The organism is Bacillus cereus group sp. MYBKT14-1, assembly GCF_051915185.1.
Classification (GTDB): Bacteria; Bacillota; Bacilli; order Bacillales; family Bacillaceae_G; genus Bacillus_A; species Bacillus_A cereus.
This window is the reverse complement of sequence record NZ_JBQAEF010000002.1, coordinates 124,324-144,280: the sequence shown is the minus strand read 5'-3', so window position 1 is coordinate 144,280 and position 19,957 is coordinate 124,324. Positions and strand designations below refer to the sequence as shown.

Genomic DNA, 19,957 nt, shown 5'->3' with positions numbered 1-19,957 from the left:
GTTATGGCAAATGTACTCGTAATAAATTTTCCTGGGGAAGGTCATATTAATCCGACTTTAGCTGTTGTAAGTGAGTTAATTCAGCGAGGGGAAACAGTTGTTTCTTATTGTATTGAAGATTATAGAAAGAAGGTTGAAGCAACAGGTGCGGAATTCCGAGTGTTTGAGAATTTTCTCTCTCAAATTAATATTATGGAACGAGTAAATGAAGGTGGGAGCCCTTTGACGATGCTATCTCATATGATTGAAGCATCAGAGCGTATTGTTACTCAAATTGTAGAAGAAACAAAAGAGGAAAAATATGATTATTTAATATATGATAATCATTTTCCAGTAGGACGTATTATAGCGAATATGTTACAATTACCAAGCGTTTCATCCTGTACAACGTTTGCTGTTAATCAGTACATTAATTTTCATGATGGGCAAGAATCGAGACAAGTAGATGAAATGGATCCATTATATCAATCTTGTTTAGCGGGAATGGAAAGATGGAATAAGCAGTATGGAATGAAATGTAATAGTATGTATGATATTATGAACCATCCTGGTGATATTACGATTGTATATACTTCAAAAGAATATCAGCCGCGTTCAGATGTATTTGATGAATCGTATAAATTTGTAGGTCCATCAATTGCTACTCGAAAAGAAGTGGGGAGTTTTCCTACCGAAGATTTAAAAAATGAAAAAGTGATTTTCATTTCTATGGGAACAGTTTTTAATGAACAACCTGCTTTGTATGAAAAATGTTTTGAAGCGTTTAAAGATGTAGATGCGACAGTCGTATTAGTCGTTGGCAAGAAGATAAATATAAGTCAATTTAAAAATATCCCGAAAAACTTTAAATTGTATAATTATGTCCCGCAATTAGAAGTTTTACAGCATGCTGATGTATTCGTGACACATGGTGGTATGAATAGTTCGAGTGAAGCGTTATATTACGGTGTTCCATTAGTTGTAATTCCGGTAACAGGAGATCAGCCATTCGTTGCAAAACGATTGACTGAAGTAGGGGCAGGCATAACACTTAATCGTAACGAGTTAACTTCTGAATTGTTACGTGAGACTGTAAAGAAAGTAATGGATGATGTGACGTTTAAGGAAAATAGTCGTAAAGTGGGAGAATCGCTTAGAAATGCTGGTGGATATCAAAGGGCAGTTGAGGAAATATTTAAATTAAAAATGAAGCCGTACGTAAAGATTAAATAGATGTTAAAAACACACTTACTTTTAATTTGTAAGTGTGTTTTTAGTATTACGTGTTACATGTGTTACATAAAAATAGCGATAAAGGAGAAACTTTTCTGTATATAAATTGATACCTTTGAATTAGTAGTAAAATTACGTTAAAATAATACTAAGAAAATATATAAGTTTTGGGGGTAATGAATGAAGAAAGTATTTGAATACGTATTATTAACAATTGGCTCAATTATAGTAGCAGGTTCATTAGAGCTTATTTTAGCACCTAATGGATTAGTAGATGGCGGGGTAACGGCTATTGCTATTATGGCAAATAAAGTCGCAGGATTGCCGCTTTATGGTGTGTTCTTAGGAATTAATATCCCAATTTTATTATTTACTGCAAAAGTAATGGGAAAGAAATTTTTTATCCGTACATCTTATGCGAATGTAGTTACAACACTCGGATTAATTTATTTAAAACCATTTCCAGCAATTACGACTTCTGAGTTATTAATTGTACTTTATGGTGGAGTACTGTTTGGAATTGGTGTTGGGATTGTTGTTAAAATGGGTGGAGCGATTGACGGTTCGGAAATGTTAGCAGTTTGGATGAATAAACACTTTAATGTACCGATTAGTACATTTTTACTTGCAGTAAATGCAGTTATTTTCATTTTTGTTGCTATTTTATTTTCAATCGAACAAGCGATGTTCTCGTTAGCAATTTTCTATATTGTTACGAAGATGATTGATTTTATACTAGACGGTATTAATCAAGGTAAGAGCGTTATGATTATTTCTGGTAAGAATAAAGAAATAGGCGATTTACTTATGAAAGAATTGCAACTATCTGTTACGTATCTACATGGAGAAGGTGGTTTTTTAGGGGAGCATAAGAGAATCATTTATTGCATTACAAACCGATTCATTTATCCGAAAATGAAAGATCTCGTTCTCTCTGTAGATCCAACGGCTATAATTGAAGCTTCCTATTCAACAGAAACGACTGGTGTGAAACGTCCGGGAAGGAAAGCTAGGTCAGGTGAATAACTAGAAGAAGGCTGTCCAAAAAGTTATTTTGGAACAGCCTTCTTTTTTATTTTGTTGAATTGTTAACATGTTACAAGTTAAACCCACTGTTAACAAGTTTCCTTGCAACTAGGGAACCAAGCGTCTTTCAATAATATAGCCAACGTTTCAATTTTATTTTCCGGAATACTACCAAAGCCGAGTAATACGTATGATTCCTTACGTAAATCATTCACGAAATCATATGGAGAAAGTGGGTATAATTTAACGCTTTGTTTTTTAGCGGATTCAATCAGTTCATTTTCATTCATACTGTTATTTACACATAAAACAATATGAAGTCCGGACTGTTCGCCAAGAATTTGAACATTAGCCCCCATTTCTTTCGTAATGGATTTTACTAACGCATGATGTTTTCTTTTATATAGTGTACGACTCCGATTAAGGTGACGTTCCCAATTCTTGTTTTGTATAAAGTTAGCAAAAGCAAGTTGTTGTATTGTAGCGACTGTTTGTTTGAAAATTCCATGCAGTTCTTGATATATCTTTAAAAGGTGTGGTGGTAAAACAACATATCCCATTCGTAAAGAAGGTAAAAAAGATTTTGAGAAAGTCCCCATATAAATAACGCGTTCATTTGAATCAAGACTTTGTAAAGAAGGAATTGGCTTACCAGCGTAGCGAAACTCTCCGTCATAGTCATCTTCAATAATGTATCCATTGCAATCATTAGCCCACTTTAACAATTCTAATCTTCTAGATAAAGGCATAATAATCCCGAGTGGAAATTGGTGTGATGGTGTAACGTATGCGACATTGGAATTTGTATTGTATAAACTAGAAATATCAATCCCTTTTTCATCCAATGGTATGGGATGAATTTGTCTATCACAGCTTTTAATAATTGCGTGTATACGGTGAAATCCAGGGTTTTCAATGCCGTATTCTTTTGTAGGGCCAAGCAGTTGAAGTAGTAGCCAGAGAAGTGGCTGTGTTCCGGCGCCAATCACAATTTGATCAGGTGAAGAATGTACACCGCGAGAATGATATAAATATGTTGATATATGCTCTCGAAGAGCGAATTCACCTTGAGGATCTTCTTTGGCAAATAGTGCATTTTCGTATGTAAGTATGGATTCTTGTAATGCTCGTTTCCAATTTGTAATCGGAAATGCATTTTGATCAATAAGCCCTTGGCTACAATCATATTCAAATTTTTCTTCTATCAAATTGTTCGTCTTCTTTGCTGCATTTCGTTTTTTATTTGGGATAACGTCAATATCGAAATTTGCTACAAAAATACCACGTTTCGGTTTACTTTCTGCATAACCTTCAGCTAATAACTGTTGATAAGCTGATTCAACAGTAATGCGGCTAATATTAAGTTGTGATGCTAAATTTCTGTGTGAGGGTAGACGTGTGCCAACAGAAATAGTCCCTTGTATAATTTCAGCTTTTATATATTCGTAAATTTGCAAGTAAATAGGTGTGTTATTTTGTAATTGCAATGGGATAGTAAAATCCATATAAAACTCTCCTTTAAAACTGGCCTTATAAAAAACACTTAAACTGCCACTTAAGTAAAGGGCAGTTTCTTTCTATAATAATGATATAACATTTAGAAAATTATTTAAATAGTTAAGGGAGAGTTAAAAATGAATGTTAAAGAAGTAGTAACAGAAGAGCAATTACATGAAGTATTACCTGTTTTACAGCAATTAAGAACGAAACTTTCAAAAGAGGAAACAAGCTCTTTATTTCGAAATATGAAAGAAGAAAATTATAAACTATTTTCGCTGCGTAATGAGGATGATGAAGTTGTTAGCCTTGCAGGTGTAGCAATTTGTACGAACTTTTATAATAAGAAACACGTTTTCGTATATGACCTTGTAACAGCAGAAGCACATCGTTCAAAAAGACATGGGAAAGTATTACTTTCGTATATAGAGAACTGGGGAAAGGAAAACGAATGTGAGTCTATCGTCCTCACGTCAGCATTTTCAAGAATTGATGCTCATCGTTTTTATGAAAGAGAAGGGTATGATAAGGTGAGTTATTCTTTTCATAAAGAATTATAAAAAATAAGAAGAAGTTGTCCCGCAAAATTTGGGAACAGCTTCTTCTTATTTTTTAAGTTATTATTAAACCGTAAATAGGTTGTAAGTTATGGTATATGTATTTGAAAAGGTTATATAGTGTATTTTGTCGAATTGTTTTAATTTAATAAAGAGAATGATTGGAGCGCTTATACTTGAAAAAAATAAAGAAACTATCAATCCCTAATGATGCTAGAGTTATCGTCATATCTGATATTCATGGAGAATTAAATCTTTTAAAAGAAGCACTACATAAAGTTAACTTTAAAGATGAAGATTATTTAATTATTAATGGAGATCTTTGCGAGAAAGGACGAGATAGCGTAGGCGTAGTAAACTACGTTATGAATCTTGTAAAGAACAATTCAAAGGTTCACGTTGTTGAAGGGAATTGTGAAGTTTTAGTTGATGCTCTTCTAAATGAAAATCCTGATCTTATTAATTATTTATGTATGAGAAAGCACTCGATTTTTAATGAATGGCTAGAGCAATTAGGTTTTTCAGTTCATGAGGGCACTTCAATTCGTGAAGTGAAAGAAGCATTGTTAAGTGAATTTTCACAAGAACTATATTGGCTAACAGAGTTGCCAACAGCGATTGAAACAGAAGATTATATTTTTGTGCATGCCGGTCTAGAAGATAGAGTAGATTGGAAAGAAACAGAGCGCAAAAATGCGATAGCAATGCCACAGTTTTTTAATAAATCACATAAAGCAAATAAGTATGTAATAGTTGGTCATTGGCCTGTCGTGAACTATTCTGAAGAAGCACCGTCTAACAATCCAGTTATTGATAAGGAGAAAAAAATTATTGCAATTGATGGAGGAAATGCAATTAAAGAAGCAGGACAATTAAATGCATTTATTATTCAGAGGAAACAAACGGGCGATACGTTTTTTTATACATATGTAGACTATTTTCCAGAGTATGAAGTAATAGCGGATTTTAATGCGAATTCAGAAATGCAGGGCGGAGTGACATATCCGTATTATTACATAGAGCCTATCGAGAAGATGCAAGACTACACCGTATGTAAACAAAAGGAAACGAATAATTTACTCACTGTAAAAAATGAATATATGAAACAACTTGAGTCAAGTGAATATACAGTGAAAACCGATATTTCTTGTGCGCAAATAAGCGTTAGGAAGGGAGATATCGTTTCTCTCATTGATGGTAGCTGTTCAGGATATGATTTAATTAAAAAAGATGGCGTAGAGGGTTGGATAGAGAAAGGGATTTTAGTTGAGATAGAAAAAGTGAAAAATAAAGCATTAAGCTGAAATAGGAGGGATATAACCTCCTATTTTTTTAAAGGAGTAGATTGCTTGCTGTCTTTAATAAGTAAATAAATCGTACTCGGCAGAATGATAAACGTCATTCCTAAAAGAATTGCTAGTATAGCATAACCTCTATAGGGAGCAGAAACGATAAAAGGAAGTATCGCTAAAAAAATACCTGCTAACATCATTGAAATACTACTAATATTTGAAGCTCTTTTTTCAAGGTGCTTATCATTCCATTCTAATGAAACGGTTGATTTAGTCGTATCAATTTTGGAACTGAAATAACCTATTAATATAAATAAAAGCCCTAATGCTAAAAATATGAAATGATCAAGAGGAAGTGAAAAGCCAAGAGCGATGAGGGCGATGACAATATCGACAAAAAATAAGAATAGTAACATTGTGTTACCGATCCAATGGAGAAATTTCTGGTTACTCGCTGCTTTAGATAAAGCTAAAAATACAAAGAATAAGAAGGAACATATAATTATATTTACGATTACAAAAGTGCTTTTATCCATTGTTGATGTAGGCGTTCCATTAAAGTCCCATTTCGTAACAATATTTGATGGTAAGAAGAAATGTAGAATAATATTTGTCGTAACAATAGTGAGAAATAAAGCAATACTAAATCGATTCTTCACTGAATCACCAGCTTTCTAAATCAATAATTGGTATCTAATAACAAAATTATACAATATAATAAATGATATTAGTTTTGATTTTTCTGAAAAAATATTATAATTATATATGAAATAAAGAGGAATGCAGGAGGGAATTATGCAAAACGTTGTATTAAAGGGGAAGAAAGTTACAATTCGTACAATAGAAGAATCGGATATAAAAACATTATGGAATATCATATTTAAAGAAGAAAGCCCAGAATGGAAGAAATGGGATGCGCCATATTTCCCGTTCTCAATGCAAGAATACTCTTCCTATAAAGAGAAGATGCAAACTCGTTTGCAAGAAGAACCACTGTCAAATTTAATTATAGAAAATAACGGTCAAATTATAGGGACGGTCGGATTTTATTGGGAGCATAAACCGACGCGTTGGTTGGAGATGGGAATTGTTATTTATAATCCAACTTACTGGAATGGTGGCTACGGTACAGAAGCGTTAACGTTATATCGAGATTTATTATTTGAAAAGATGGAAATTGGTAGAGTAGGGCTCACGACTTGGTCTGGTAATGAACGAATGATGAAAGTAGCGGAGAAAATAGGAATGAGCTTAGAAGGTAGAATGCGAAAGTGTCGTTATTATAACGGAACATACTATGATTCTATTCGAATGGGCATGATTCGTGAAGAATGGGAAGCGCTATGTGTAACGAAGGGGTGAGAAAGATTGTACGCTATTATTGCTACATTTGATCGTGTGTTTACTCATAAAATTACAGAACTGCAAAATGAATTAACAAATGTAATCGGAACAAATCAACTAGCTGGAGTAGAACCTCATATTACGTTAGCTGATTATAATGAGTTAGATGTTCATTTGTATACGGAGAAACTAGAGGAGTTTATAGCTATTCAAGAAAATATGGATGTAGTAACTTTTCCTTCTGTTGGAATTTTTCCTACTAATGGAACGGTCTTTCTAGCGCCGACTGTTACCAATGAATTGTTAAAACTTCATCATTCTTATCATGATTATTTTAAAACTTTTCATGACAACCCAAATTCATATTACGTACCGGGAAAATGGGTACCGCATTGTACAATTGCAAATAGATTACAGACAAAGCAGTTTTTAAGTGTAATGAAATATATTTATGAGAAATTTGATTTTGTAACAGCTTCAATTGAGAAATTAAAATTAATTAAGGTGAATTATGAAAATGGTTCTGCCATTTCTTCTAGTATATTAGCAGAATATAATTTAAAGAGAATGGAGACATCGAGATGACATATATAATTAGAGAAATGAAGCAAGAAGATATTCATGCTGTACAATCAGTAGCAAAAATAGCTTGGCATGATACATATGAAGGCATTATTCCAAGAGAAATTCAAGACAGTTTTTTAGACGAGGCATATTCTGATGAAAAAATGAAATATCGTCTTAAAAATACGCATTTATTCGTTGCGGAAGAAGAAGGAGAAGTAATAGGGTTTGCGAACTTTTCACCTGTTAGACTACAAAATGAAGCGGAATTAGGTGCGATTTATTTGTTACCAGATCAGCAAGGAAAAGGGATCGGAAGTGCTTTATTACAAAAAGGAATTAAAGCATTAAATGGGATACGGAAATTGTACATACATGTAGAAGCAGCAAATGAAAAAGGAAAACGCTTTTATGAAGCGAAAGGTTTTGCGGAATTAGAGCAATTTGAAGAAGACTTTGAAGGACATATGATGCAGACAGTAAGGATGGTTTTATACGTATAAGGAGGACTAGTAATAAAAATTTTTGATTTTAGTGAAAAAGTAGGAAAACACCTATCAGTATTTCAATCTAATTTCATCATGTCAAAAATATTAAACCATCAAGGAAATATACATATCGGTGCTATGCATTTACACGAGAATGGAATCATCGGTTATCCCGCATTAACGGGCAGTAAGAACCCTGCCTCAAAATTCAGCGAAAGCAAACAAGCTAGGTGGGGGATCAAATGCCCGTAAAAGCCCGATTGGTTCAACTAATAATCAGTGGGGGATGAATAAAACCCCCACTGATTAAAGTTTCACTTTATCAAGAAGCAGTTGTATCTCAACTGCTTCTTATTGTGGACGGGACAGGATATGTATGTGGAGTAAATAAAGAAAAGATAAAGATAGAGGCGGGACAAGCTGTGTTTTGGGAAAAGGGAGAGCTCCATGAAACAAGTACAGAACACGGATTAACGGCAATTGTTATGGAAGCGGAGAATCTTGAACAAGCGATAGTAATGCCTATTATTCAAGGGGAGTTGTGAAAAATGATAATTAAGGCGAATCAAGAAGAGACCAATGAAATATTAAAATATGCGGCTCAATCGCTTTTTGAAGGGACGAGAGGGAATTGTCAATTAAGTACCGAGAAAGCAATTGAGATTACAAAGCCGATTGTAGAAAAAGGAGCATACTATTTAATTATTAAAGAAGAAAATAAAGTAATGGGATGGATATTAATAGGGGAAAATACAGACTATTTTTCTCGTGAAAAACTTGGATTTATATATGAATTGTACGTTTTCCCAGAATATCGCGGGAGAGGATTATCGCGAGAACTGATGGAAGCTGGTATTAAGGAATTAAAGGAGAAGTATTCAGAAATTCGGTTGAATGTATTTGCTGGGAATTTTGCAAAAGAGATGTACGAAGAGTTTGGGTTTGTTGAAAGGCAGGTAATTATGACTTTGAAGTGAGTATTATAGTCTCAATGGGAGAAAATAATGATTTAGTGGCTACTTTATCGCTGAAATTTAAAGTGAATAAGTCCTTATAAATATATAAAATAGATGGTTTTCCTTTATTTTTTAGTAGATTTATAGAGTATGCTTAAAAACAGATAAATTAGTATTATACAATATATCGTTATTATAGTAAAAGATAAATTTTGGAAAAATATCATTTTTTTGTTTAGAAATTTTTAAATTATTGATATAATCAATTTGTAGAATTGATTATTGGTTAATTTTACTATTTTTTAATTTTAAGGGGGATTTAATAATGGCAGGACAAATTCGTATGTCACCAGAGGAGCTTAAATCGAAAGCGACTCGATATGGACAAGGTGCAAATCAAATTGAGGACATTTTACGTCAACTACAAAACTTACAAAATGAATTAAGAGGAGAATGGGAAGGTCGTGCTTTCGAAGGTTTTGACCAACAGTTCAATCAATTAAAGCCAAAAGTACAAAACTTCGCACAGCTATTACAAGAAATCAATATGCAGCTTAATAAAACTGCAGAAGCTGTTGCTAGACATGACGAAGATCTTTCTCGTAATTTCGGTCTACAATAAGACAGATAAAAAGAAATATATAATTTAGCCATGCAACCATACGTTGTATGGCTAAATTACTTTAAAACTAGAGTAAGATACGAAGTCTTTCATTAGATAGACTCGCAGTCGCAGGAGTGATAAGTAGTGAAAAATTTCAAATGGAGCATCTTGTTGTTTATTATTTTAGCTCTTGTACTATCAACAGGGGTCTCCTATTTAGCATTAAATCAAAATGTTAAGAAAGCTAATGAGAATACTACACCAAAAATGACAGTTGCGTTGGTAAATGAAGATCAGGGCACTGTATTTGAGGGCAATAAAATAGCGTTTGGAGATCAATTTGTTAAAAATGTAAATAAAAATACGAAACAAGAATGGTACGTAGTTAGTCGCGGGGTAGCAGAAAATGGATTGAAAAATAATAATTACAATATGATGATTGTTATTCCAAATGATTTTTCTAGGAAAGCAGTTGCGATTGATTCAGAGATTCCGGAGAAATTAACTTTAAACTACAAAGTAAATGCAACTGGGAATAAGGATTTGAAAGCTGAGGCAGAAAATACAGCTTCTGTTATTTTAGAAGATTTCAATAAGCAAATAATCGACGTTTATTTTGCGAGTATTATCGGTAAGCTACAAGGTGCACAAGATAATATAGGTAAAATAATTGAAAAAGGAAACGTTCAAACAACTATGTATAAAAAAGATATACATAGTCCGTTAGCAAATTACACAAATCAATTTAAAACAGTACAAGATTATACAGGTGTTTCTGTTAATAGTTTCAAAGGATTTCAGGATGTTTTAAAAGGTTTCGGTCAAGCGTTAGATGAAGGGAATAAATCAAACAGTACGTACTTAGATGGTTTTAATAACTTTCAAAAAATGCAAACTGATAACAATTTGTTAGCGAATAATTTCACAAATCAATTCAATCAATATATGAATGATATGAATACAGGCGATGCTTTAAAGCAATTAAGTGCATTGGAATCCGCTAATAAAATTATTTCAAATCAATTTACGTTTTCAGAGAAAGAACCGAATATTTTAACTGATGCTGCAGCGATTCAAAAATATTTAGCAGATGTAAAAAAACAAGTGTCTGAATATGATACAGAACTTGCAGGGAAGTTAGAAAGTGATATTCAAGAGACGGTAATTAAGAAGTTAAAGCAATCAATGTCGAATGATGGAAAGCAAGAAATCTTCATAAATACATTAATGAAACAACCAGATGCTCGAATAAAGAAACAAATCGAGAATTTAATTGCGAAATTACCTAGTTTAAACATGGAAGAAATCGGTCAAAGTGATTTGCCAGATACAACGAAATTACAACTGCAAAATGTAATTCAATTTACACAAAAATATAATAAAGAAAATAATTTTTATTATGATCCTGTAAATAAAATATCTTTAGGAAACGCAATTAAAGAAGTAAAGGATAGACTTTATACAGAGGGAATTACATTTAGTGATACTGCGAAAGTAATTAAAATGGAATCTCCGCAAATTTTGAAGATAAAGATTCCAGAAGAATTTAAACTAGATGGAAGTACAGGATTCTTACATATTGATGATGTGGATCGTACAAGTGACTTTCTTCAAAGCGAAGCAGGAGAAATTACAATAGCTCCTCGTAATGAAGGGGATATAAAGATTAGCTTGGATGTGAAGTTAAAAGATCCAAACATCAATATAGATGTTTTCTCTCCTGTAACATGGCAGTGGGAATTGAGCGGGACTCATAAAAAAGAAACTAGTCCTGAAAAAGAAGAACCTAATAAAGAGGATAAAGGAACACAAACTGAAAATAGCAAGGTGGAAAATGTGGTTCATAAATCACAGTATGGCATAATGCCGTTAGTACACAATGCTAAAACGCCTATTATTCAAAAAACAGAACAGAGTAATAATGGTGACAGTGTAAATCCTGATGCAGGAGGAAAACCTGATACGGGAGGGAATCCAGACACAGGAGGAAAACCTGATACGGGAGGGAATCCAGACACAGGAGGAAAACCTGATACGGGAGGAAAACCTGATACAGGAGGAAAACCTGATACAGGAGGAAAACCTGATACAGGAGGAAAACCTGATACAGGAGGAAAACCTGATACAGGAGGAAAACCTGATACAGGAGGAAATCCAGACACAGGAGGAAAACCTGATACAGGAGGAAAACCTGATACAGGAGGAAATCCAGACACAGGAGGAAAACCTGATACAGGAGGAAATCCAGACACAGGAGGAAATCCAGACACAGGAGGGAAACCTGATACAGGAGGAAATCCAGACACGGGAGGAAAACCTGACACAGGAGAGAAGCCAGACACTGGGACAGATAACGGTAGCAATTCAAAAACTATTGAAAGTACAACGAATCAAGTTGTACATCAAAAAGCAGAAGTATTAACAAAAAATATATCTAGTTTATTAATAAAAGAAGCAGTAGATACAGTCGAAAGTTATCAAGGTTTAATGAGCCTTTACGAAATGTATTATGGGATTGATTTAAGAACGAAAGATGTAGGTCCTAAGTTAGAAGAGGGAAGTTTAGATGCAATTGCGACGGACCAATCTTTGTACTACGTATTAAATAAACAAAGCTTAATTGATTTAATTTCAAATCTTGTTTCATCAAGTATTACTACAGAAATAAAGCAAGATATGTCAGGTTTAAAACAAAAAATAAACTCTTATCAACAATCTATTACTAGTGCGGATCAAAATTCTATGCTACTAGCGGAGAAATTAAATGGAACGACGCAACAAGCAACTAGTATGAATGAAAATTTAGGAGAGTATTTAAAAGGTTTAGCGAAATGGCGTGAGAATAGCTTAAAACTAGTTGAAGAGCAGCAAGTATTAACAACAAATCATGCTGGTGAGCAAACAGCTGTTTTATCGTTAGATTCTGGTATTAAATCATTAATGATGCAAAGTCAGTCATTGGTCGAAAGTTCGAAACATAGTTTAGCAACTTCAGACGATGTATATAAAACATTTGATCAAATCAATGGACAAGCAAAAGAAATTCAAGACAGCGGAACGACAATTGTTTCAAAAGCTGATTTATTATTAAACGACTTTACGAAGAAAATGGAAGATGATAAATCATTCTCCAAAAACTTTACGAAAATTTTAGCGAATAGCCGTATTGGAGATCGTCAAAATGAAATGCTATATGACTTTTTAGCTAGTCCAGTTCAAAAGCAAAATGATGGAGTAATTGTAGCAGGTAATGCTTTTACACCTTACTTAATTGTATTAACTTGTTTCATTGTTGCATTATTTACAGCATACGCAATTGCGAATCAAGAAAAGAAACGAATGCAATCAGATCATTTTGAAGAGAAATTCTCATTAATTGATATGAATGTACCAACTACAGTAGTAGCTTTCGGTATATCAATTGTGGAAGGGATTAGTATAGGTATCATTTCTGGGCGTCTTTTAAAGTTCGGTCAGGATCAAAGTTTACTATGGATTGCGTTCATCACATTTATTATGATGGCGTTTGTATTGGTCTCAACCTACTTATTACGACAAATAAAAATGGTAGGTATGTTTATACTATTAGTATTTTTAAGCATGTACCTATTTTTAACTGAGGCAGTTGGAAGTAAAGTAGATCAAATGTCCTCTGTCGGAAAGATACGTCAATTCTCACCGCTTCAGTATATAGAAAGTTTTCTAAATGATTTTATTAGTGGTAAAGATACTGGGAAAGTTATTTTTGTCGTATTGTTTGTAATTGCCATTATTGGATTGGTTAGTAATCTATTTGTATGGCATAAGAAATGGGAGGAAAAAGAAGTAAATGATCAAACAATGGAGCATAGTGGCTAAGTTATCATTTCTCTCTATCCTTTTACTGTTTGTCGCGCTACCGATAAGGAGCGCGGCTGACAGTTATCTTGGTGATGATGGGAAGATTAAGTTTAAAGTGGATCGACTTGAAGAAAGCGACCAAGAAAAAAATAAAAAGGAACATAAGGAAACAGAATTAGATAAAGCATCGATTGAGTTATTTAACAAAGATATAGAAGAAGAAATTGAGAAAAAGAAAAAGAAAGAACAAAAAGATATGGAAGCTTTGCGAGATTCTCTTTTTACAAAACCAAAAGAGAATAATAGTGTTAAAGATACGAAAAATAGTTTGTTTAGCAGTGAATACATTGTCAGAAAAAGTGCAGATGAAGTAGCGAGTAATGAAACAATGAATGAAGAGCCAATTAGTATAACAATAATATTATTATTTGGCGGCGGCATTCTACTTATTTGCATCGGTATTTATACGGTTCTTCGTAAAAGTTGGAGGTAAAGTGATGGCAATACAAACACATATCAATGTGACAGTAGATTTTAGTAAATGGAATGGAAATACATATGATTTGCGTATTCCGAATCATCAATCTATTAAATATTTATTAAAAAACTTATTAGATACGCTAAAGATTGATAATCATGAAGGTTCACATTTTGTAATTAAAGTGAAAAATAAGTCAATTGTTTTAACAGATAATGATCGTTTAATTGATCACCAAATAACAGATGGAGATATTTTGCAAGTTTTATAAAGAATATTTTTTACTTTTAGTTATTTGAAAATAAGTTATTACGGGTTATAAAGAAAAGGAGAAGAGGATAAACATGACGGAAAAAATAATTCAAATTGATGCAATGAACTATCAATTTCAAATAGAAAAAGAAAATTGGAAATTGGAGATGACCAAATCTCAAACACGTATAAAAGACTTCCGTCAATTCGATATAATTACGGGCGAATCATCTGAATTTGTACCATTAACAATAGAAGAAACGGATGATATGTTTACGTTTCTATATCAAGTAGATAAAAAATTATATAAGTGGGACGATCTTAGCCGTTTTGGAAGAAATGAGAAATTAAGACTACTTCGGAATGTTGCGCAGTTTCGTAAATATTTAAATAAACGAATCACGTTCTTTTTACATCCAGACAATATAGTTTTTAATGCTAATTTAATACCAAGTATTATACATAGAGGAATTCGAGATATTGTTCCGCCAACCCCATTATTAGAAGAGCAATTTTTAACACAATATAAGTGTCTAATTATTGCTTTATTCTCCCAAAAACATAACTTTGATGATTTGTATGCTGGGTTACTAAAAGATGCAAAAGAAACAACATTTGAACAGACCGTTGCTCAAATGGAAAGCTTAGATGCATTACTGCAGTTTCTTGATGACAGCTTTGAGAAGGAACAAACAAAAACAGAAAAAAATATGCAGTTAGTACCTAAAAAAAGCTATAAATCATTTAAATACTTAGCTTTTTCCTTCATAGCGGCGACAGTTATTTTAGCTGCTCCTTTAATATATTTCACTTTTATAAAATTTCCTTATCAAAATAAATTGTTAGAAGCAAATGCAAGTTTCATAGCAACTGATTATGACAAAGTCATTACGCAATTGAATGAAGAGGAGTTTGAATCATTACCGATTGCATCTAAATATGAGTTAGCATTTGCATACATTACAGCTGAAAAACTAGGTGAAGCTCAAAAGAAATCGATTATGAAAAACATTAGTTTGAAAAGTGATGAAAAGTATTTGCTGTATTGGATGTATAACGGAAAAGGTAATTTTGATAAATCATTAGATTTAGCTAAGACACTTGATGATCCTCAGCTTATTATGTACGGCCTTGTTAAACAAATTGAATCACTGAAAAATAATCCAGATTTATCAGGGGAAGAACGTGATCAAAAGTTAAAAACATATGAGCAACAATTAGATGAATATAAAAAGAAATATGGCAATTCATCAAGCGATAAAAATTTGTCGGACACGGAGAAAAAAGAGTAAGCACTTGATGAGACAGTTGAAAAGGAGCAGTGAACACGGATGGAGCAACTATTAGTATTGACTTATGGAGACAAAATATATAAGTGCACATTACATCCAAATGAGCAATCAATAGTGTCGATTGGAAAAGAGTGGACAAATGATATTACGAATCCAAGTTTAGAACAAGAAGTAGAGTTAAAGTGGAATAATGAAGTAAATGCTTGGATGGTACAGGATCAATTAATAGAATTCAATAAGGAAATTGAGATTGGGAAAACAAGAGATGTGAGCTTGAAAATCTTTATATCTATTGTTGGCACAACTAAAGTGTTTGATATTGGAACGAAACATTCTCTTACAGTGAGTCAAAACGATTACGATGATATTTCTATTACCGGGACTAGTGTAGATTTAATGCTATCTCGCGAAACGTTGTACGATTCTTTTAAAGTGAACGTGTATGGCGGGGATGTATTTCATAATTATACGAAGTTAAAAGATAGCGTTATGTTGGAATCAGGAGACGTATTATATTTTGATGGTATTTTATTGGAGATTGGTAGTGAAGACATTCAAGTACTTTCTTCAGAAGATAAAGTGAAATCTGCGTTACCTATTTTAGTAGAATCAGAAACGAATTATCAAAGTGGTTATCCAGACTATCATCGTTCACCACGTATTATTTACCGTGAACCAGAAGAGAAAATGACAATTGCAAAGCCTTCAAGTATGCCATCAAAACCAACGGAGCATTTAGCAAGAATCATTGCACCTTCACTTGTAATGATTGTCGTAACCGTATTACTTGCTATTTTCATGAAATATGGAATGTTTATTATCGCATCGATTGCGATGACATTAGTAACAATCATTGTTTCTGTCACATCGTATATAAAAAATTTAAAGCAATATAAAGTCGATATTGTTGAACGAGATAAAAGCTATAGAGAGTATATAAAACAAAAAACGAAAGATTTACATGCAGAAAGTGAAAAACAGCGTCACGCATTACATTATCACAATCCAAATGTAGAAGTAATACGTAATATGGCAGTTCAAGTAAATCCTCGAATTTATGAAAAAACAATGTTACATCATGATTTCTTAACATTTAGCGTTGGAACAGGACAAGCTAATACGAGTTTTGAAATTCAATTTAATGAAGAAGAATTTAGTCAAACGAAAGATGAATTAATTGATATAGCACGTGAACTAAGACAGCGTTATCTATCGTTGGAAGATGTACCAGTTGTAACAGATTTAATGAATGGACCAGTCGGTTATATTGGTCAACGCTCTTTAGTGTTAGAGCAATTACAATTATTAGTTGCACAAACGGCTTTATTCCATAGTTATTATGACTTGCAGTTTATTACTATTTTTCCGGAAGAAGAAAAAGAAAAATGGGATTGGATGCGCTGGTTACCTCATGGAAGTGTTCGCGATATAAATGTACGTGGATTTGTATACCATGATCGTAGCCGTGATCAAGTGTTAAATAGTTTGTATCAAATATTGAAAGAACGAAAATTAAAACTAGATGAAAAAAGTTCTACTAATGAAAAAATGTACTTTGCACCGCACTATGTCGTTCTCATTACAGATGAAAAACTAATATTAGACCATGTTGTTATGGAATTCTTTAATGATGATCCGAGTCAATTAGGTGTATCACTTGTATTTGTACAAGATGTTATGCAAAGTTTACCGGAGCATGTGAAAACGGTAATAGATATAAGAGATGCAAAACAAGGGAACATCATCTTAGAGCAAGGAGAACTTGTTAACCGTCAATTTAAACTAAATCATGTGCCAAAAGGATTCAATTTAGAAGATATTTCACGGGCATTAGCACCATTAAATCATTTGCAAAACTTAAAAAATAGTATTCCAGAAAGCGTAACATTTTTAGAAATGTACGGCGTTGAAAAAGTAAAAGAACTGAATATCACAAGTCGTTGGGAGAAAAATGCAGCGCATAAATCTTTAGCTGTACCACTTGGATTACGTGGTAAAGAAGATATCGTAAACTTAAACTTACACGAAAAAGCACACGGACCACACGGATTAATAGCAGGTACAACAGGTTCAGGTAAATCGGAAATTATACAATCGTATATTTTATCTCTAGCAGTCAATTTCCACCCGTACGAAGTAGCCTTTTTACTAATTGACTATAAAGGCGGCGGAATGGCGAATTTATTCAAAAACTTACCGCATTTATTAGGAACAATTACGAACTTAGATGGAGCACAAAGTATGAGAGCGCTCGCATCAATTAAAGCTGAATTACAGAAAAGACAACGATTATTTGGTGAAAATGATGTAAACCATATTAATCAGTATCAAAAACTGTATAAAGAAGGCTTAGTAAGTGAGCCGATGCCGCATCTATTTTTAATTAGTGATGAATTCGCGGAACTGAAGTCAGAACAACCAGAATTTATGAAAGAGTTAGTTTCAACAGCGCGTATCGGTCGTTCGCTCGGAATCCATTTAATATTAGCTACGCAAAAACCGAGTGGTGTTGTAGATGATCAAATTTGGAGTAACTCGAAATTCAAATTAGCATTAAAAGTTCAAAATACGTCAGATAGTAATGAAATTTTAAAAACACCAGATGCTGCTGAAATTACATTACCAGGACGTGCTTACTTACAAGTTGGGAATAATGAAATTTATGAACTATTCCAATCAGCCTGGAGCGGAGCAGACTATGTAGAAAACAAAGAGGATAAAGAACATTTAGACGCAACAATCTATGCAATAAATGATCTAGGACAATATGAAATATTAAGTGAAGATTTAAGTGGCCTTGGTAGCAGTAAAGAAGTAATAAGCGTACCATCTGAACTGGATGCTGTTATTGACTACATTCACGATTACGCAGAAATAAATGAAATTGAAGCGTTAGCAAGACCGTGGTTACCACCACTTCCAGAAAGCGTATATTTACAAGACTTTCATGCTATTCAGTTCAAAGAAGCATGGACGAAAGAAAAGAAACCATTACAAGCAACAGTTGGTCTACTAGATCAGCCTGAATTACAATCACAAACACCATTAACACTAGATATTAGTAAAGACGGACACGTAGCGGTCTTCTCAAGTCCAGGCTACGGAAAATCAACATTCTTACAATCAGTCATTATGGATGTAGCTCGTCAGCATAGTCCGGAGCATTTGCATGTGTATTTATTAGACTTCGGAACGAACGGTTTAATGCCATTAAAATCATTACCGCATGTGGCAGACCTCATTACATTAGATCAAGTTGAAAAATGCGAGAAATTTCTTCGTCGCATAGAAGACCTATTAAAAGATAGAAAGCAATTGCTAAGTAAATATGGCGTTGCGAGTCTTGAAATGTATGAGAGAGCTAGTAAAGAAGTATTACCAACAATATTAATTACGTTAGATAACTATGATGCTGTTAGAGAAGCTGGATTTGTCGAAGACTTTGAACGCATTGTTGCACAAATTGTACGTGAAGGGGCAGCGGTAGGAATTCATTTAATGCTTACGGCTACACGTCAAAATGCATTGAGAGTACAAGTAAATACAAATATTAAACTACAAATTGCTCTATATATGATAGATGAGGCAGAATCTAGAGCTATTGTAGGAAGAACAGAGTTAAAAATTGAAGAATTAGCAGGCCGTGGTTTAGTTAAAATTGACGAACCAACAATCTTCCAAACAGCTTTACCGACAAATGGAGAAGATGTCCTTACTCGAATTGAAAATATACAAGCTGAAGGAAAAGAGATGGATTCCTTCTGGGATGGAGAAAGACCGAAAGCAATTCCTATGGTACCTGAAGTTCTGGAATACAAGGAATTTATTGCATGGCCAGAAACAAGAAAAATTATTGAAGCAGGCAAACTAACATTTGGTGTAGAGACAGAAAACGTTACGCCTCTCGAATTAGATTTAACGGAAGCGTCTAATATTGTTGTAGGGGGAATTAAGAAAGATGAAGTTGAAAATGTAGTTCATCAATTCCTTCAACAGTTAGCAGACAGTGGACACTTTGACCTAGGTTTAATTGATACAAGAACACGAAATTTCTCAAACTATAGAGAGAGCGCTGCTTTATATGTAGCTGAAAAAACAGGAATTGAGAAAACGATTAAACAAGTTACAAACGCTTATAAATCGAGAGAAGCGGCGTTTAAAGAGGAGCAGGAAGCATCAAGTGAAACAGTGAACCCGGCAGAATTTATTAAGAAATTTAAGCCGATTGTAATCGTAATTGCAGATGTAAATGATATTTTAAGTAATTTAGAAGAAAGCGATATATATAGTTTAGCGGAATTAATAACAAATGGTGCATTTATGGGCATCCACTTCATAATTGGCTGTGATGTCGATTCAATTGACAGTCGATACGACTTAGTTTCAAAAACAATAAAAACGCAATCTCATGTTATTTTACTTAGAAAATCATCAGGCCAAATGGTCTTCGATGTATCTAATAAAGATTTAAGTAGTACAAAGTTAAACCCATTTGAAGGGTATTTTGTTGAAAATCGTTTTGCTACTAGAATTAAAGTGCCAACTATTTAAGGGG

16 protein-coding genes and 1 pseudogene are annotated in these 19,957 nt (G+C 33.4%); 15 read left to right on the top strand and 2 right to left on the bottom strand.

The window, feature by feature from the left end:
• Nucleotides 1-3: 3 nt before the first annotated feature.
• Together ACTFO4_RS07275 and ACTFO4_RS07270 are read left to right on the top strand one after the other, a co-directional pair.
• Complete coding sequence (locus ACTFO4_RS07275) at nt 4-1,212, top strand: macrolide family glycosyltransferase (RefSeq protein ID WP_438882166.1); 1,209 nt, start codon at nt 4-6, stop codon at nt 1,210-1,212.
• A 180-nt stretch (nt 1,213-1,392) separates the two neighbouring features.
• Nucleotides 1,393-2,238: a YitT family protein gene (locus ACTFO4_RS07270; protein WP_000755126.1), complete on the top strand. Its 846-nt coding sequence runs from the start codon at nt 1,393-1,395 to the stop codon at nt 2,236-2,238.
• An 89-nt stretch (nt 2,239-2,327) separates the two neighbouring features.
• Here the strand turns inward: ACTFO4_RS07270 and pdxR are convergent, their stop codons facing one another.
• Nucleotides 2,328-3,743 (bottom strand): MocR-like pyridoxine biosynthesis transcription factor PdxR, encoded by a 1,416-nt coding sequence (gene pdxR, locus ACTFO4_RS07265; protein ID WP_119683224.1) that lies wholly within the window; start codon nt 3,741-3,743, stop codon nt 2,328-2,330.
• Nucleotides 3,744-3,872: 129 nt separating this feature from the next.
• On the opposite strand from pdxR, the gene ACTFO4_RS07260 reads away from it, so the two are divergent.
• Entirely contained in the window at nt 3,873-4,295 is a 423-nt protein-coding gene (locus ACTFO4_RS07260) for a GNAT family N-acetyltransferase (protein WP_001101116.1), read from the top strand.
• Between the two features lie 173 nt (nt 4,296-4,468).
• The gene (locus ACTFO4_RS07255; protein WP_119683225.1) at nt 4,469-5,596 is read left to right on the top strand and encodes a metallophosphoesterase; all 1,128 of its coding nucleotides are present in this window, start codon (nt 4,469-4,471) and stop codon (nt 5,594-5,596) included.
• 20 nt (nt 5,597-5,616) lie between these two features.
• On the opposite strand, the gene ACTFO4_RS07250 is transcribed toward ACTFO4_RS07255, so the two are convergent.
• Nucleotides 5,617-6,243, bottom strand: a complete 627-nt coding sequence (locus tag ACTFO4_RS07250) for a DUF1648 domain-containing protein (protein ID WP_000797167.1) — start codon at nt 6,241-6,243, stop codon at nt 5,617-5,619.
• A 136-nt stretch (nt 6,244-6,379) separates the two neighbouring features.
• Here ACTFO4_RS07250 and ACTFO4_RS07245 point away from each other — a divergent pair, with 136 nt between their 5' ends.
• The 11 genes and pseudogenes from ACTFO4_RS07245 (at nt 6,380) to essC (ending at nt 19,953) form a co-directional block, all read left to right on the top strand.
• Nucleotides 6,380-6,946, top strand: coding sequence for a GNAT family N-acetyltransferase (locus ACTFO4_RS07245; RefSeq protein WP_001181857.1), 567 nt, complete (start codon nt 6,380-6,382; stop codon nt 6,944-6,946).
• Nucleotides 6,947-6,952: 6 nt separating this feature from the next.
• Nucleotides 6,953-7,513: a 2'-5' RNA ligase family protein gene (locus ACTFO4_RS07240; RefSeq protein WP_119683226.1), complete on the top strand. Its 561-nt coding sequence runs from the start codon at nt 6,953-6,955 to the stop codon at nt 7,511-7,513.
• Nucleotides 7,510-7,995 carry a GNAT family N-acetyltransferase gene (locus ACTFO4_RS07235; protein WP_000221048.1) on the top strand — a complete coding sequence of 162 codons (486 nt, stop codon included), beginning with the start codon at nt 7,510-7,512 and terminating at the stop codon, nt 7,993-7,995. Before ACTFO4_RS07240 ends, ACTFO4_RS07235 begins: the two co-directional genes overlap by 4 nt.
• A 12-nt stretch (nt 7,996-8,007) precedes the next feature.
• Nucleotides 8,008-8,525, top strand: a pseudogene (locus ACTFO4_RS07230) (cupin).
• 3 nt (nt 8,526-8,528) lie between these two features.
• Nucleotides 8,529-8,957, top strand: a complete 429-nt coding sequence (locus ACTFO4_RS07225; protein WP_000584253.1) for a GNAT family N-acetyltransferase — start codon at nt 8,529-8,531, stop codon at nt 8,955-8,957.
• 304 nt (nt 8,958-9,261) lie between these two features.
• Nucleotides 9,262-9,558: a WXG100 family type VII secretion target gene (locus ACTFO4_RS07220; RefSeq protein WP_000918601.1), complete on the top strand. Its 297-nt coding sequence runs from the start codon at nt 9,262-9,264 to the stop codon at nt 9,556-9,558.
• Nucleotides 9,559-9,684: 126 nt separating this feature from the next.
• On the top strand, nt 9,685-13,398 hold the full coding sequence (esaA, locus tag ACTFO4_RS07215) for a type VII secretion protein EsaA (protein WP_440013567.1): 3,714 nt from the start codon (nt 9,685-9,687) through the stop codon (nt 13,396-13,398).
• On the top strand, nt 13,370-13,873 hold the full coding sequence (gene essA, locus ACTFO4_RS07210; protein ID WP_000595655.1) for a type VII secretion protein EssA: 504 nt from the start codon (nt 13,370-13,372) through the stop codon (nt 13,871-13,873). Before esaA ends, essA begins: the two co-directional genes overlap by 29 nt.
• Before the next feature lie 4 nt (nt 13,874-13,877).
• Entirely contained in the window at nt 13,878-14,129 is a 252-nt protein-coding gene (locus ACTFO4_RS07205; RefSeq protein ID WP_001007571.1) for an EsaB/YukD family protein, read from the top strand.
• 73 nt (nt 14,130-14,202) lie between these two features.
• Nucleotides 14,203-15,402 carry a type VII secretion protein EssB gene (gene essB, locus ACTFO4_RS07200; RefSeq protein ID WP_000136612.1) on the top strand — a complete coding sequence of 400 codons (1,200 nt, stop codon included), beginning with the start codon at nt 14,203-14,205 and terminating at the stop codon, nt 15,400-15,402.
• 39 nt (nt 15,403-15,441) lie between these two features.
• A complete protein-coding gene (essC, locus tag ACTFO4_RS07195; RefSeq protein ID WP_000436734.1) occupies nt 15,442-19,953 on the top strand; it encodes a type VII secretion protein EssC in 4,512 nt (1,503 codons plus the stop codon).
• The last annotated feature ends 4 nt before the right edge of the window (nt 19,954-19,957 follow it).

Bases quoted from the DNA above. Each gene is read 5' to 3' on its own strand.
- ACTFO4_RS07275 (WP_438882166.1), top strand. From the start codon at position 4: ATGGCAAATGTACTCGTAATAAATTTTCCTGGGGAAGGTCATATTAAT.
- ACTFO4_RS07270 (WP_000755126.1), top strand. From the start codon at position 1,393: ATGAAGAAAGTATTTGAATACGTATTATTAACAATTGGCTCAATTATA.
- pdxR (WP_119683224.1), bottom strand. From the start codon at position 3,743: ATGGATTTTACTATCCCATTGCAATTACAAAATAACACACCTATTTAC.
- ACTFO4_RS07260 (WP_001101116.1), top strand. From the start codon at position 3,873: ATGAATGTTAAAGAAGTAGTAACAGAAGAGCAATTACATGAAGTATTA.
- ACTFO4_RS07245 (WP_001181857.1), top strand. From the start codon at position 6,380: ATGCAAAACGTTGTATTAAAGGGGAAGAAAGTTACAATTCGTACAATA.
- ACTFO4_RS07235 (WP_000221048.1), top strand. From the start codon at position 7,510: ATGACATATATAATTAGAGAAATGAAGCAAGAAGATATTCATGCTGTA.
- ACTFO4_RS07225 (WP_000584253.1), top strand. From the start codon at position 8,529: ATGATAATTAAGGCGAATCAAGAAGAGACCAATGAAATATTAAAATAT.
- ACTFO4_RS07220 (WP_000918601.1), top strand. From the start codon at position 9,262: ATGGCAGGACAAATTCGTATGTCACCAGAGGAGCTTAAATCGAAAGCG.
- essA (WP_000595655.1), top strand. From the start codon at position 13,370: ATGATCAAACAATGGAGCATAGTGGCTAAGTTATCATTTCTCTCTATC.
- ACTFO4_RS07205 (WP_001007571.1), top strand. From the start codon at position 13,878: ATGGCAATACAAACACATATCAATGTGACAGTAGATTTTAGTAAATGG.
- essB (WP_000136612.1), top strand. From the start codon at position 14,203: ATGACGGAAAAAATAATTCAAATTGATGCAATGAACTATCAATTTCAA.
- essC (WP_000436734.1), top strand. From the start codon at position 15,442: ATGGAGCAACTATTAGTATTGACTTATGGAGACAAAATATATAAGTGC.